Source organism: Brevundimonas sp. A19_0 (genome assembly GCF_017744255.1).
Lineage (GTDB): Bacteria > Pseudomonadota > Alphaproteobacteria > Caulobacterales > Caulobacteraceae > Brevundimonas.
Genome location: NZ_JAGHQP010000001.1, coordinates 206,752 through 221,885, shown reverse-complemented (window position 1 = coordinate 221,885; position 15,134 = coordinate 206,752). Strand labels below are relative to the sequence as shown.

Here is a 15,134-nt window from a genome sequence, read left to right as displayed (position 1 = left end):
CCTCTCCGGTCCGGACTTCCCATGATCACCCTCGACACCACCCGCATCGCCATCATCGGCCTGGGCTATGTCGGCCTGCCGCTGGCGGTCGAGTTCGGAAAGCGCTTTCCGGTCGTCGGCTTCGATATCAACGCGGCCCGCATCGCCGAGCTGGAGTCCGGTCACGACAGCACGCTGGAGGTCGAGCCCGCGGAACTGGGTCAGGCCACCCATCTGACCTATGCGTCGGACCCGGCGGCCCTGGCCGACTGCAACGTCTATATCGTCACGGTCCCGACGCCGATCACCGAGAGCAAACAGCCCGATATCACCCTGCTCAAAAAGGCGTCCGAGACCATCGGCCGGGTGCTGAAGCGCGGCGATATCGTCATCTATGAATCGACCGTCTATCCGGGGGCGACCGAGGAAGACTGCGTGCCGGTGCTCGAAGCCACCTCTGGCCTGACGTTCAACGCCGACTTCTTCGCCGGCTACAGCCCCGAGCGGATCAACCCGGGCGACAAGCAACACCGGCTTCCCGAGATCATGAAGGTCACCTCCGGCTCGACCCCCGAGGTCGCCGACTATGTCGATGCGCTCTATTCCAGCATCATCACCGCTGGCACGCACAAGGCCTCCAGCATCCGTGTGGCCGAGGCCGCCAAGGTGATCGAGAACACCCAGCGCGACCTGAACGTCGCCCTGATCAATGAGCTGGCCATCATCTTCAACCGCATGGGCATCGACACCGAGGCGGTGCTCAAGGCGGCCGGCACCAAGTGGAACTTCCTGAACTTCCGGCCCGGTCTGGTGGGGGGGCACTGCATCGGCGTCGACCCCTACTATCTGACGCACAAGGCCGAGGCGGTCGGCCACCACCCGCAGATCATCCTGTCGGGGCGGCGCGTGAATGACGGCATGGGCCAGTATGTCGCCGACCAGATGGTCAAGGCGCTGATCGACCGGAAGATCCATGCGAAGGGCGCGCGCGTGCTGATCATGGGGCTGACGTTCAAGGAGAACTGCCCCGACGTACGCAACACCCGCGTGGTCGATGTGCGTCAGTCGCTCATCGACTGGGGCCTTGAGGTCGACGTGTTCGATCCATGGGTCGCCGCGGAAGAGGTCCGCCACGAATACGGCTTTGACGTCATCGGCGCGCCGCAGGCCGGCGCCTACGACGGCATCATCCTGGCGGTCGCCCATGATGATTTCCGCAAGCAGGGCGCCGCCGCCTTCCGCAAGCTGGGCAAGCCCGACCACGTCCTCTACGACCTGAAGTATCTGTTCGACGCCGCCGACACCGACGCGCGTCTTTAGGGGGCGAGCATGGGCGGGCGTGAGGATCGGTTCGACATTCAGGTCATGCGGGGCGTGGCTGTGCTGGCCGTGGTGCTGTTCCACGCCTTCCCTGCCGCGTTCGATGCCGGTTTTCTGGGTGTCGACGTGTTCTTCGTGCTGTCCGGCTTCCTGATCACGGGCATCATCCTGCGCGGGCTGGAGCGCGGGGATTTCAGCTTCAGGGCCTTCTATGTCCGCCGGGCCAAGCGTCTGCTGCCGGCCAGTCTGACGACGCTCGGCGCCACCGCCCTGCTGGCCATGGTGTTCCTCACGCGATCGCAGATGGCCGACTTCGCCGAACAGCTTCTCGGCTCCCTCGCGTTCGTGGCCAACTTCGTTCTGGCGACCCAGACCGGCTATTTCGAAGGTGCCGCCGAGACCAAGCCCCTGCTGCACATCTGGTCCCTGTCGCTTGAGGAACAGTTCTATTTCGTCGCGCCCTTCCTGCTGTGGCTGACGCCGCTGCGCGCCCGACCGTGGCTGCTGGTTACGGGGCTGATCCTCAGCTTCGCCCTGTGCTTCGTGCTCATGACCGGCCCGTCATGGCTGCCCTTCAGCGCCAAGGGCGCACAGAAGATGGCCTTCTTCATGCTCCCGCCCCGGGCCTGGGAGCTGTTGTTCGGGGCGGTCTGTGCCTGGGTAATGATCCGCCGCCCTGACCTGACCGTTCCCGGCTGGCTCAAATTGGCCGCGCTCGCCGCCATCATCGCCACCTGCGCCATCGGCTTCGACCCCGTCCATCCGCGCTGGGACGCCGTGATCGTGGTGGTGGCGACGGGCGTGATCCTGCTCGGTCGCGACGGATGGCTGCCGAAGACGCCCCTTCAGCCGGTCAAGGTGGTGGGCGACTGGTCGTACAGCCTCTACCTCATCCATTGGCCGCTGTTCTCCTTTGCCTATGTCGCCTGGGGTCAGCACCCGCCGATGGCCGTCATGGTCGGGCTGGCCCTGCTCGCGACCGGTCTGGCTTGGCTGCAGTACCGGTTCGTGGAGCAGACCTTCCGGGGAGACTGGTCGGGCTTTCGCGTCAGCCCGGCGTGGGGCATCGGCGCTGCATCCGCGGCCATCGTCGCCCTGGCGGTGCCGTCCCTGGGTGTGACCAGCCCCGTGGCCGAGGTGCTCAAGCCCAATATCGGCCTCGACCCGAGCTGCGACCAACGGACCGGCCAGTGGATTGACCTGCCCGCCTGTCGCACCTCGGACGAACCCCGCGTCGCCGTCTGGGGCGACAGCTATGCCATGCACTGGGTGGCCGGGCTGGAAGGCATACCCCTCGTCCAGATGACGAAGAGCGCCTGTGCGCCGCTCCAGGGCGTCGCCCATACCTCGGACCGCTACACCGCCAGCTGGTCGAGAGAATGCGTGGGCTTCAACGCCACCGTTCTGGACGCCATCGAGAACATGCCGTCGGTCCGTTATGTCCTGATCAGCTCGCCGTTCGCCCAGGTCCTGGTCGAGGGTGACCAGCGACTCTACGTCGATGGGGAGGTTCAGCCGTTCAGCGACGCGGGTCTGCGCGGCCTGGTGCAGGCGCTGGAGCGGCTGATCGCGGCCGGCAAGACGCCGATCATTCTCGCCCCGCCGCCGCGGGCGCCGTTTGACGCAGGGCGCTGCAATGAGCGGCTGGCCGAGGGGCGCCCGATCCTGGGGCAGCAGGGCTGTGACATTTCCCGCGCCGTCGCGAAGACCGAGAACCTCGGCGTGTGGGACATGCTGGCCGAGGTGGGTCAGCAAACGGGCGTGCAGATCGTCTATCCGGCTGATGTGCTGTGCGACGCAGAGCGCTGCCAGACCCGCGAGGGCGACACCATCCTCTACGTCGACAACGGCCACATGACCCGCGAAGGCGCCCGGCATGTCATCGACCGCCTCGGCTTCAGGGAGACCCTCGCCCGCCAGGGAGAGGGGGCTGAACCGTCAGCCGGCCGGATCCTGCCCGCCGGCTAGCGCGATCTTGTGCTCCTGCCGCGGCCAGGTGCCCGGCTCGGCCACGAACAGCGCGCCCGTATCCGTCTCTTCCAGTCGCTCAAACCCGAGTTTCGGATAGAAGTCGGCGACCATGCCGTTTCGCGCGGTCCGGACATATTCGCCGATGACGGTCCGCACGCCCAACCGGACAGCCTCGTCCATCACGACGTTCATCAGGGCCGCCTCGACTCCGCGCTCCAGCACCCGGCAGGACTGAAGCCAGGTGTCGATCCGCAGATCGGTCCCCCCGCCGTCCACGCTCTCCTGCAAGCGGGCGATGATCACCGCGATCATGCCATGGTCGCTGAAACGGTCCGACAGGCGCGCCTGGAACGTCAGTGTGCCGTCGTCCGCCATTTTCCGGACATCCGCTTCCGAGTACCGGCGCGTGGTCAGGTTGAACTGGTTGGACTTGTTGATCAGCTGCGCGATGCGCGGCAGGCCGACGTCATCAAAGGCCGAAACGGCCAGTGTCATGTCGAGGGATTCGAGGTAGCTGTCGTAGTTGCCCAGCTTCTCGGACAGCTCCAGCCGTTGTGCCTGGGCCCCATAGGCGTCTGCGCGCTTCAGGTCCTCGTCGGTCAGGGGCAGGTGTTCGAACAGGCGGCTGGCCACCAGACGCGGCGTATAGTCGGCCGGGTCGTCGCCGATCTCCGGCACATGGACGGCGGGCAGTTCCTGACGGACGCGGGCGCGTTCGGCGGGGTTGTCGTCCACGAAGACGAAACTGCCGGTTCCGAGGGTGAGGTTGCTGGCGATGGTGGCGATGTTGGTCGCCTTGTCGTTCCAGTTCGCCTGGAGCACGGCGAAATGCTCCTCCTTAAGGACCATGTCGGGGTGGGTCCGGAACGGCTCGCGGGCCACCGCGTCATCGTTCTTCGATGAGGCCGTCAGGACCAGTCCGCGTTCGCGCAGGCCCAGCAGGAATTTCTGGAACTGGGCATAGGCCTCGCCCTCGCTGGAGCCGGACCCGATGCGGATGCCCGCCACGCCGTCGTCGCCGATGACGCCCCCCCACAGCGTATTGTCGAGGTCGAGAACCAGCCCCCGGGGAGCCACGCCGAACTTCGCCGCCAGCACAGCAGACAGGTGGTCCCCCGCCATGTGCGACAGGTCCACCCGGAAGGGCGCCTTGGCATGATGATAGCCGACCGGGTCGAGCCAGCGGTTCAGGCCGACCCGAGCCGCCAGTTCGGCCATGTCCCACAGCAGCCACCGCCGGGCCGCTGCGCCCTCCGCGATGACCTCATTGAGGCGGCGTCTGAGCCGGAGTTTCGATCCGGGCAGGGTCCAGTCGGCGGACGAGACGCTGCCGGCGGCTTCCGGCTGGGTCGCGACGACCAGGGCGGCCCCGTGGGTCTCGGCCATGGTATCGGCCAGGGCGCCCAGCAGGGTCTCGAAAGCCCTGACGGCGGCATCGGCACCGTCCTGATCCGTCAGGGAGACAGGGGCGCCCACGGCGGCCTCGTCCGCGAGGACGACAAGCGCGTCCAGGCCGTCGGGGAAAAAGCCCCTGCCGCCCCCATGCGCCAGCGGCTGAAGGGAGCCATAGGGGGCCTCGGCGGCCTCGATGCACAGGCCGCGTGCCAGACCCGCTCCGGGCAGGGCCCCGGCCAGGAATGACACATTGGCCGACCCCGCCAGTCCAATACGGACCGGGCGAAGCGGCAGGGCCTGCGGCGGCAGCTGTCGCAGCTTGCGGGCCAGCCGGCCGAGACGCATCTGCTCGCGGGGCGACGGCTCTATCCCCGCCACCTGCCGCACCAGATCGCCGATCCGCGCGTCCGCCTCGCCGCCCGACAGGGCCGCGTCCACCATCGCCTGCAGGCGCGCAAACTGATCCGGCCAGGTGTCGTCTGGCCGGGGTAGCCAGGGCATCAGTTGATCGGCCGTCATTCGCCCTGCGATCCCTCGTAGGGGGTGTCCGCCGGCAGAATGCTCTGGGTGGAACCGGTCGCGATCACGCGACCCCCGGAGACGATACGGAAGGACATCTCCATGACGCCGACAGCCGGCGAGACGTGGGTCACCTCGCACGAAAGCTCGGCCGTCTCGCCCACATAGAGCGGGCGCCGGTAGTTGATGCTCCACTTCAGTGACGTGCCGTAGCGACCGGGCAGCAGGCGTCCGAGCACGGACGACAGATGCGCCAGCATCAGTCCGCCATAGACGATCACATCGTCGAAGCCGCGGGAGCGGGCGAACGCCGCGTCCGTGTGAACAAGGCTGTCGTCACCGGTATAGGTCCGGAAGGCCTCCATTGCCGCAGCGTCGATCACGAACTGGTGCTTCGCTGTCTCGCCGACCGCAGGGAGCATGATCAGGCCTGCTTGGCCGCGATCACCTGGGCCATTTCGCCCAGATTGCGGAGCTTCTCGATCTCGGACGTCGAGAAGCGCACGCCGAAGGTCTGCTCGACCATGACGATGAACTGGACATTGGCGAGGCTGTCCCACTGCTCGATGTCGGCGGCGGAGGTCTGCGGGCCGATGGGGCCGTCGTACTCGTCGAACAGGTCCCGCATCAGGGGTTCGATCTTCGCGAGGATATCGGCTTCGGAGCCACTCATGGTCACTTCTCCATTATTCCGGTTTGGTGCCGATCACGGCGACGGAAATTGTCAGGCCCAGACGACGGGCGCGGTCCAGGGTCGCGCCCGTGCAGGGCGCGAACAGGGTCTGCTCGATCTCGAAGCCGCCTTCCTGAACCATGTCCACGACCTGCTCGGGATTGGAGAACAGATAGAGGTGGTCGGGGGCCGGCGAGTTGACGGGCGCATTGATGAAGATGCGACCGCCGGGGCGCACCCGCTGGTACAGGGCGCGGACGGCCTCCAGCGGCTGTTCCAGGTGTTCCAGCACTTCCGAAAACACCACGGCATCGAACGCCACATCGGGCGCATCAAAGATGTCGACGCGCTTCAGATCGATGCGGCTGATGTCGGCGCCGATCTGGCGAAGCGAGTCCTGGGTGTTGGCCAGGCTGGCCTCGCTGATGTCCCAGCCCTCGGCCTTGACGCAGTGCGGCGTACGGGTGGCCATGCCCAGCAGCAGGCCGTGGCCCGGCCCCACTTCCAGGTGGGAGAAGTCGCGCTTGAACCCACCCAGGAAGGCGTCGCGGTAGAAGCCCATGACGGCGGTGTGGTTGCGCCACCAGACCTGGGACATCAGCAGGCCGTTCATATAGCGCGACATATATTCACGCTGGGAGTAGACCTGATCGTACGCCTCCTGGAAGGTCGTCAGCCGGTAGCGACCGTTGCGGCGGAAGAACAGCTCCTCCTCGAGCACGATCTCGCTGAGCCAGGCGTAGTCGCGGCAGTAGGTCTCCAGATCGTCGCCCGCGATCTGACAGATGCGCGCCGCGATATCGTCGGCAAGAGCCATTTCCTCGGCACTGTCGCCGGCAAACCGCTTCTCCAGATAGGCCGCATGTGCCGGAAACACCCGGAGCTGGGTGTCGATCAGTGTGGAGAGGCCCGCAAGCCCGGAATCAACGATCATCGCCATAGCCAAGCACCGAGTTGAAGGGTTTGTAGGAGAGCGCCCGGTCGCGCAGCGTCGCCAGATAGGGATCGACGTTTGTGCGCGTGAGGCGGAACGCCGGATTGTCGAGGTTCTGGAACATGAAGCCTGCGGCCTCCGGATCGTGAAGGTGAACGGGATCACGGTAGCGGCCCATGTCCCCCGTAATCCACTCTTCATTTTCAAAAGCCACGACTTTCACGCCGGGCGTGTCGTCCAGCAGGGTGACCACGCAGCGCCTCGCGGCCAGGTCGCGCTCCATGAAATTCGCCGGATACCGGCCCAGGACGTCCGGCATTGTGGCCCAGTTGCCATACATGGCCACGGAGTAGGCGGGCATCATGATGTCGACGCGGACACCCCGTCGCGCCATCCGGCGGGCAAAGGGGACCAGCACATCCGTTACCGCCGGATAGGCGCTGCAGGAGCGGGGGGCAGGACCGGTCAGGGTCGGCTGCCCCCGCTCAAGACGACCGGCCAGATCGTCCATGGCGGCGGCGGTCTGGAAGTCGCGGTACTTGTCCTCGCGCCGCTGGTCCTCGGACCGCTGCACGGGCGAGTCTCCGTAGGGGGGGCGACCCGCCAGTACATCGCCGGCCAGGGAAACGGAGTGGGGACTGACCAGCTGCAGGTCGTTCAGCCAGTCGTCGTCCAGCAGGTGGACGGGAAAGCCGGATCGCATGCCGCCGCGCGGCTCGGTATAGGAGATGTGATAGGTGATGATGATGTGCCGGGCGTACGAGTGTTTCTCGATCAGGTCCAGCAGCATCTCCTGGTCCCCCGTCCTCGGCGAATAGTAGCTGAGGTTGGCGGGGTTTCGGGTCAGGCCCGGCATCCAGTCCCGAAGCTGACCTTCCGTATAGCCGGCGGTGGTCGAGCCACCGACCAGCAGCAGATCAACCGACGGATCCCTGACGATTGCGGCCAGCAGGTCCTCGTGCGCTTCGGCAGTGGAGCCCGCGCCCCGCGTCACCGGCTTGCCCCAGGGGTAGATGTCCAGCGGATCGACGCCGATCACGAAGGCCGCCGCGGCCCAGTAGCCCGCCATGATGACGAGGAAAACGGTTGTGACCGGTCCCAGCCAGCCGCGGGAATGACGGGATTTGGGGGAACGCATCGTCAGAACCCCTGATACAGGAACGGCGTCTGCCGTGACGTGAAGTAGAGGGCGACCAGCATCGCCGTGCCCGCGAACATGGCCCAGCGCCAGTCGGGCTGCCACTTCAGCCATCTCAGCCACGACGGCCCGGGGTCGCCGCGGTGTTCCGTGAAGGTGTAGATGCCGGGACGATAGTTCCTCAGCAGCTGCATGCTGTTGGGGGCGAGGTAGACGATCAGGGCGGCCATCAGCAGGGCAAACCGGTCTACGAGCGTCGCCCGGAAGAACAGCCCTTCGGCGTCCAGGCCGAACATGACCGACAGCAGCCTCTGATACCCGTCCAGGCTTTCGGCCCGGAACAGCGCGAAGGTCAGGACCATGGGGCCGACGAAGATCGCCCGTCCCAGCAGGGTCCGCAGCCAGTCAGGCGACTCGCGCCGCCACGACTTGAAGGCCTTGGTCCCGCGCGCCTCGGTCTCGGCCACGAACCACAGGCCGTGGATGATGCCGAACAGGATGAATGTGGAATGGGCCCCGTGCCACAGGGCGATGATCTCGAAATTGATCAGCAGGGGTAACCAGATGCTGAGGCCCCGTCGCACACTCTTGGGCAGCCGCTGGCGCGTGGCCATCCGCGTGCCTGACAGGGACAGTGGTGTATAGACGAACCGGACGATGACCCGCGTCAGCGTCATGTGCCAGCGCCGGTAGAAGTCGATGATGCCCACCGCCTTGAGCGGGGAAAAGAAGTTCATCGGATACCGGATGCCGACCAGCCGGGCGAGGCCCAGCGCCACGTCGGAATAGCCCGAGAAATCGAAGTAGAGCTGGAAGTAATAGGCAAATGCGCCGCCCCAGGCTGTGCCCATGCCCAGGGCCGCGCCCATCTCCGCGGCCGAGAAGACGCTCGTGGCCAGTGGCTCCAGATTGTCGGCAATGACCAGCTTCTTGAACAGGCCGATGGCGATCAGGGTCAGCCCGACATCGAAGTCGATACGGCGCGGCTTGCCGAAAGTGTTGCGTTCGACCTGCGGATAGAATTCGCGGAAATAGGTGATGGGGCCGATCACGAGCTGCGGGAAGAAGGTCACGAACGCCGCATAGCGGACATACGAGGCGAAAAATCCGCGCACCGAGCCGACCGCGCTCATCAGCTCCGAGACGGTGGTCTCGCGGTCCCGGGCGTCCGCGAGGAAGGCGGCCTGGTGGAAGGTGTAGAAGGAGATGCCCGCGGGAATGGCGGCCATGACGAACGTCTGGGCCGGAGACGAAGCGCCGTGGAGGATCAGCTGGATGAGCTGGTACTTGAACCAGATCAGGACCCCGAAATTGAATGACTGGCCGCCGAGGTAGAGCGCATTGCGCCCCCTGGCGTTGGTGATGGCCCAGGGTGCGGCCAGCAGCATGCCGATTACGAAATTCAGGGTGATCGAGCCGATCAGCAGCGCCGCCGGCCACACGCCCCAGGGCAGGTAGCAGATCAGCGAGGCGATCAGCAGTGCCGCGATCGCCGCATTGCGGCTCAGCCGGGCGAACAGGAAGAAGAACAGACAGGCTGCGGGCAGGAAGACAAACAGGAAGAGGGGGTTTGTAAACAGCATCCGCGGACCGTCGAGGCAAAGGGCGAGAGGGGCTCAGACAGCAACCGCGACGCAAACCTGCTGAGACCGGTGTCTGTTCGACAATCCAGCGACAGGTTCCGCCCAACTCCCCCGGACCCGATATGCGCTTAAAGCATCACAAGGCGTCGCGGCAAGCTGTCTGGTCGGTTCTGCGCGGGTCAGGCGCCTCCGGCGCGAATGTGACCATGCCTGCGCGAGTCGGATCGCATCGCCGGCAGAAGTGGTCTAAGACCCCGCAGAAACCATACTGCGCGCCGATCCAGGGGGACGCCCGATTATGTCAAATGCTGAAATGGTCAGCGATCACTATGACGCGCGCTATTTTGCGCGGCAGGTCGAGATCGGCACCTTCGGGGGTTGGGCCAACCGGACCAAATTCCAGTCGGAAATCCGGCCGACCGACGATGTCCTCGACTTCGGATGCGGCAGCGGATTCCTGCTCAAGGGCCTGACCTGCGGATCGCGATCGGGGATCGAGATCAACCCGGCCGCCGTGCCGGTGGCCCGGGAAAACGGCGTCACCGTCTACACCTCGGTCGAGGAGGCGCCCGAGGGCGCCTTTGACGTGATCATCTCGAACCATGCGCTCGAACACACCCTGCGCCCGCTGGACAATCTCAAGCAGCTGCGCACCAAGCTGAAGGTCGGCGGCAAATTGGTGCTCGTGGTTCCCTGCGAGGGGCTGTCGAACCATTGGGCACCCGGCGACGTCAACAACCACCTCTATACCTGGAACCCCATGACCCTGGGCAATCTGGCCGCCGAGGCCGGGTTCCAGGTGCGGGAGTGCAAGGCCTATGTCCACAAATGGCCGGTCGGATGGCGCAAGCTCAAGGGCGTCTATCTTCGCAACCGCTGGCTCTTCGACATCCTGTCGCGCATTCGCGGCCAGCTCCACCGCAGCTATTCCCAGGTGCGGCTGGTGGCCGTGCGGGCGGATTGATCGCCCATGATCCGGGTTGAGAATTGACCGCCGCAGGAAAGTCCGGCCCCGTGCATGTGCTCGTGCTCGCCTCGTTCGCGCCTTCGCTCACCGGGTTCCGCGGGCCGCTGATTGCAGAAATGGTACGTCGGGGCTGGCGCGTCACCGCAGCGGCCCCCGACTTTGATGCGGCCAGCCGCGCGGCGGTGACAGCCCTGGGAGCGCGACCGGTCGAGGTCCCCATGGCCCGCACCGGAATGAATCCGCTGGCCGACCTCGCCTATCGCCGCACCCTGATCTCGCTGCTCCGGCGCGAACAGCCCGATGTCCTGCTGGCCTATACGATCAAGCCGGTGATCTGGGGCCTGCTCGCGGCGCGAGCCGTCGGGGTGCCGCGATCGGTCGCCCTGATTACCGGCCTCGGCTATGCCTTTACCGATGGAACCGGGGGCGGCCTGAAGCGGACGATCGCGGGCGTCATGGCCTCGACCCTCTACCGGCTGGCGCTGCGGCACGCCGACCGGGTCCTGTTCCAGAACCCCGATGACCGGGACCTCTTCATGACGCAGGGCCTGTTGAGGGACCGTGGCCAGATTGCCGTGGTCGACGGTTCCGGAGTTGACCTCGACCATTACAGCCCCGCGCCCCTGCCCGAAGCCCCGGTCTTTCTCATGATCGGAAGGCTGCTGGGGGCCAAGGGGGTCCGGGAATACGCGGCGGCGTCCATGGCGTTGAAGGCGCGCCATCCCGGGGCTCGCTTCCAGCTGGTCGGCTGGCGCGACCCGGGACCCGACACCGTGACCGAGGCTGAACTGCAGGGCTGGATCGACGGGGGGATCGAATATCTGGGCCGGCTCGAGGATGTGCGGCCGGCCATCGCGGACGCCCGCGTCTATGTCCTGCCCTCGTATCGCGAGGGCACGCCCCGGTCCGTACTGGAGGCGATGGCCATGGGGCGCCCGATCATCACCACCGATGCTCCCGGCTGCCGCGAGACGGTGGTGTCAGGCGAAAACGGGCTGCTGGTTCCGCCTCGCGATGCCGCAGCGCTGGAGGCCGCGATGGAGCAATTGCTGACCAATCCCGCGCAGACTGCGGCCATGGGGCGGGCCTCCCTGGAATGCGTCCGCGCCCGCTACGACGTACATCGCGTCAACGACCAGATCCTGTCCGCCGTGCCCGACTGACGACACGACGGCTTTCCCCTCCCGTGACACTGGCCCCCCGTCAGGGGGTTTGGTAAGCACGGACCGACGTTCGCCTGCTCGCCGAGGAGCGGGCCGAAGAGGACGACTTCATGCGATTTTTGATCACCGGCACGGCCGGCTTCATCGGCTTCCATCTGGCCCGCCGCCTGCTGGAGGACGGCCATGAGGTCGTCGGCGTCGACAATTTCTCGGACTATTACGACCCCGCCCTGAAGGACGGTCGCAACGCCATCCTCGAGGGCTACGAGGGCTTCCGCGTCGAGCGTGTCGCGCTTGAGGATGCCGAGGCCCTGAACGCCGCCTGGGCAAAGGCGAAGCCCGAGGTGGTGGTCCACCTGGCCGCCCAGGCGGGCGTCCGCTACAGTATCGACCACCCCGAGGTCTATGTGGCCTCGAACCTCGTCGGCACCTTCAATGTGCTGGAGTGCGCGCGCCGGCATCCGGTCCGGCACCTGCTGGCCGCCTCGACCAGCTCGGCCTATGGCGCCAACACCGAAATGCCGTTCCGCGAGACGGACAAGGCGGTGCACCCCATGACCCTCTATGCCGCGACCAAGAGCGCGACGGAGCTGATGGGTCACTCGTACGCCCACCTGTTCGGCACGCCGACGACCTTCTTCCGCTTCTTCACCGTCTACGGCCCCTGGGGCCGGCCCGACATGGCCCTGTTCAAGTTCGCCAAGCTGATGCTCGAGGGCAAGCCCATCGAGGTCTATGGCGAGGGGAAGATGTCGCGCGACTTCACCTTCGTCGACGATCTGGTGGAAGCGATCGTCCGGCTGGTCCCCGTGGTGCCCGGGACAGCCCCGCCGGTCGAGGGCGACACCCTGTCTCACGCCGCCCCATTCCGGCTCGTGAACATCGGCGGCGGCAAGCCCAGCCCGCTGATGGACTACATCGCCGAGCTCGAGAAGGCGCTGGGCAAGCAGGCCGACAAGCAGTTCCTGCCGATGCAGGACGGCGATGTGCCGGATACCACCGCTGCGCCCGACCTGCTGGAGCGCCTGACGGGGTACAAGCCGGAAACGCCGATCAGCGTCGGCGTGCCGGCTTTCGTCGGCTGGTTCCGTCAACGCTATAATCTGTGATGCCGATGGCCGCAGGCAGACCGGTGCGCCCCGCGCCGCTCAAGCGTCTGATCGATGTCGTGGCGTCGGCCGGGGGACTGCTGGTGCTGTCGCCGGTGATGCTGGTCCTGTGGTGGATGGTGCGCCGACGCATGGGCAGCCCGGCCCTGTTCCGCCAGGTTCGCCCGGGCCTTCACGGCCAGCCGTTCGAGATGATCAAATTCCGGACCATGCGCGATGCCACGGCGCCCGACGGCCGGCCCCTTCCCGACGCGGAGCGGCTGACCGATTTCGGGCGCTGGCTGCGCGCCACCAGCCTGGATGAACTGCCCGAGCTCTGGAATGTCCTGAAGGGGCAGATGAGCCTGGTCGGCCCGCGTCCCCTGCTGATGGCCTACGGGCCGTTCTTCACGCCCGAAGAGCGTGAGCGCCAGGATGTCCGGCCCGGCATCACCGGCTATGCGCAGATCATGGGACGGAACACCGCGTCCTGGCAGAGCCGCCTGGCCAATGACGTGTGGTACGCCCGCAACCGGACCGTCCTGCTGGATTTCAGGATCATCTTCCGGACTCTCGCGGCGGTCTTTGCCCGCGAGGGGGTCTCCATCGATCCGCGCGCCGCAATGCTGGACTTCAACGTCGAGCGGGCCGGCCAGCTTCCCGTGCTGCCTCTGGCGGAGGATGATGCGGCCGAAATCGCCGACCTTTTCCGGCGCTGCCTCGCGGGCCCCGCGCGCTGGGGTACGGCGCTGGGGTCGGACCGGTTCCTGGACTTCATAGCCGGTGTCGCAATGCCACAGGACACATTCCTCGGCATACGCTGCAATGGAGCGCTGGTCGCCGCCGTGCATCTGCGCCGCCTGCCGGAGGCCCTGCACATCAACGACATTGCCGTGGACGAGTCCTTCCGGGGATCCGGTCTGGCGCAGCGCCTGATCCGGCATGCCGCTGAAGCCAGCGCGTCCCTTCCGCTCTCGCTTGATGTCGATGCAGCCAACCCGGCGGCCCTGCGGCTCTATGAGGGCCTCGGTTTCAAGGTCGAGCATGAAACGACGCGGGTGGTGCTGCGTCGGGAGGCGACCGTGCCGGACACCGGGGCCGACGACACCCCCACCCTGTCGATCATGGACGACGCCTTTTTCCGCACCTACGGTATCGGATACCTGACCCTGTCCGGTCGAGAGGAGCGGATCACCATCGTCCAACCTGCCCACCTGCGCCTTCCCGACCCGGTTCCCGCAGACCTTGTTTCGGCGGCCCGGGAATTTCCGTATCACTCCGTCCAGGTCAGCCGGACGCTGGCGGACCAGTTCGAGGGCGAGATCGTCTCGACATTTACGACCCTGAGAATGACCCGGGACCCGTCTGCGGGCACGCGGACCGCATGACATTGACTGTCGAAGCCGTCACAGACCCGGCTCGCTGGCGTCAGCTGCTGGCCTGTATGGCCGATCATGACTTCACCCACACCTATGACTTCCACCGCATCAGCGAGCGGAACGGGGAGGGGCTTCCGGTGGCCTTCGTCGTCCTGGACGCGCAGGGCCGCCCCCGGGCCTTCTGGCCCCTTCTGCGGCGGCCGATCGAAGGCACCGGGGATTTCGACTACACCAGTGTCTATGGCTATGCGGGGCCGCTGATCGCGGCGGATGCCTCTGCGGACGAGGCGATGCAGGCTCTGCGGGATCATATCTCGGGGGCCGGCGCCGTGTCCCTCTTCTCCCGGACCCACCCCCTTCACATCGATGCCCTGCCGGAAAAAGAGCGGGGGAAACGTCTCAGCGATGTGGTCGTCATCGCCGTCGGCAATGACGACGATGTCATGACCGCCTACAGGGGCAGCCATCGACGCGAGGTCACCAAGGCGCTCAAGGCCGGGCTGGTCATCGAAACCGGTCACAGTCCCCGCGACGTCGATCAATTCCACGCCCTCTACATGCCGGCGATGAAGGATCTCGGGGCAAAGAATTTCTACCTGTTCGAAAAGTCCTACATCGCCTCCATGGTCGAGGCCGGGGACTTCGAGACGATCTTCCTGACCGCCTGGTTTGAAGGCACCCCCATCTCCTCCGCCATGTTCATCGTGACGGGCCAGACCATGCAGTATTATCTCAGCGGCACCGACAACACCTATCGGAAGCTCTCTCCGGCCAAGGCCATCATCGCCGAGGCGCACAGGATCGCGGTAGAGCGGGGCTTGCGACATCTGGTGCTCGGCGGCGGCGTGGGCTCCTCCCGCGATCCCCTGTTCGAGTTCAAGGCCGGCTTTTCGGACCTGACCCTGCCGTTCCACGTGATTCAGTGGATCATCGATGCTGAGCGCTATCACGACCTTCGGGAACGCGCGGGCGTCTCCCGGACCGAAGCGTTTTTCCCCGCCTATCGCGCGGACGCGAGCTAGAAT

General features: G+C 66.2%; 13 protein-coding genes. 7 read left to right on the top strand and 6 right to left on the bottom strand.

The window, feature by feature from the left end:
• Positions 1-21: 21 nt before the first annotated feature.
• Both tviB and J7346_RS01090 read left to right on the top strand, forming a co-directional pair.
• Positions 22-1,299, top strand: coding sequence for a Vi polysaccharide biosynthesis UDP-N-acetylglucosamine C-6 dehydrogenase TviB (gene tviB, locus J7346_RS01095; protein WP_209116901.1), 1,278 nt, complete (start codon positions 22-24; stop codon positions 1,297-1,299).
• 9 nt (positions 1,300-1,308) lie between these two features.
• Complete coding sequence (locus J7346_RS01090; protein ID WP_209116899.1) at positions 1,309-3,267, top strand: acyltransferase family protein; 1,959 nt, start codon at positions 1,309-1,311, stop codon at positions 3,265-3,267.
• Here J7346_RS01090 and J7346_RS01085 read toward each other — a convergent pair.
• Genes J7346_RS01085 through J7346_RS01060 form a run of 6 tightly spaced genes read right to left on the bottom strand, consistent with a single transcriptional unit; the run spans position 3,238 to position 9,512 of the window.
• Positions 3,238-5,184: an HAD-IIIC family phosphatase gene (locus J7346_RS01085; RefSeq protein ID WP_209116897.1), complete on the bottom strand. Its 1,947-nt coding sequence runs from the start codon at positions 5,182-5,184 to the stop codon at positions 3,238-3,240. The genes J7346_RS01090 and J7346_RS01085 overlap by 30 nt on opposite strands.
• Positions 5,181-5,606, bottom strand: coding sequence for a MaoC/PaaZ C-terminal domain-containing protein (locus J7346_RS01080; RefSeq protein WP_209116895.1), 426 nt, complete (start codon positions 5,604-5,606; stop codon positions 5,181-5,183). The genes J7346_RS01085 and J7346_RS01080 overlap by 4 nt, the downstream gene beginning before the upstream one ends.
• Before the next feature lie 2 nt (positions 5,607-5,608).
• A complete protein-coding gene (locus J7346_RS01075; RefSeq protein WP_209116893.1) occupies positions 5,609-5,857 on the bottom strand; it encodes an acyl carrier protein in 249 nt (82 codons plus the stop codon).
• Positions 5,858-5,870: 13 nt separating this feature from the next.
• Positions 5,871-6,797 (bottom strand): class I SAM-dependent methyltransferase, encoded by a 927-nt coding sequence (locus J7346_RS01070; protein WP_209116891.1) that lies wholly within the window; start codon positions 6,795-6,797, stop codon positions 5,871-5,873.
• Positions 6,781-7,929 carry a hypothetical protein gene (locus J7346_RS01065; protein WP_209116889.1) on the bottom strand — a complete coding sequence of 383 codons (1,149 nt, stop codon included), beginning with the start codon at positions 7,927-7,929 and terminating at the stop codon, positions 6,781-6,783. Before J7346_RS01065 ends, J7346_RS01070 begins: the two co-directional genes overlap by 17 nt.
• A gap of 2 nt (positions 7,930-7,931) precedes the next feature.
• Entirely contained in the window at positions 7,932-9,512 is a 1,581-nt protein-coding gene (locus tag J7346_RS01060; RefSeq protein WP_209116887.1) for an MBOAT family protein, read from the bottom strand.
• A gap of 298 nt (positions 9,513-9,810) precedes the next feature.
• On the opposite strand from J7346_RS01060, the gene J7346_RS01055 reads away from it, so the two are divergent.
• From J7346_RS01055 to J7346_RS01035, 5 genes are all read left to right on the top strand, one after another.
• Positions 9,811-10,476 (top strand): class I SAM-dependent methyltransferase, encoded by a 666-nt coding sequence (locus J7346_RS01055; RefSeq protein ID WP_209116885.1) that lies wholly within the window; start codon positions 9,811-9,813, stop codon positions 10,474-10,476.
• 50 nt (positions 10,477-10,526) lie between these two features.
• Positions 10,527-11,642: a glycosyltransferase family 4 protein gene (locus tag J7346_RS01050; protein WP_348521435.1), complete on the top strand. Its 1,116-nt coding sequence runs from the start codon at positions 10,527-10,529 to the stop codon at positions 11,640-11,642.
• A gap of 110 nt (positions 11,643-11,752) precedes the next feature.
• Positions 11,753-12,751: an NAD-dependent epimerase/dehydratase family protein gene (locus J7346_RS01045; RefSeq protein ID WP_209116881.1), complete on the top strand. Its 999-nt coding sequence runs from the start codon at positions 11,753-11,755 to the stop codon at positions 12,749-12,751.
• A 5-nt stretch (positions 12,752-12,756) separates the two neighbouring features.
• Positions 12,757-14,118, top strand: a complete 1,362-nt coding sequence (locus J7346_RS01040; RefSeq protein ID WP_209116880.1) for a GNAT family N-acetyltransferase — start codon at positions 12,757-12,759, stop codon at positions 14,116-14,118.
• A complete protein-coding gene (locus J7346_RS01035) occupies positions 14,115-15,131 on the top strand; it encodes a GNAT family N-acetyltransferase (protein ID WP_209116878.1) in 1,017 nt (338 codons plus the stop codon). The genes J7346_RS01040 and J7346_RS01035 overlap by 4 nt, the downstream gene beginning before the upstream one ends.
• Positions 15,132-15,134 lie beyond the last annotated feature (3 nt).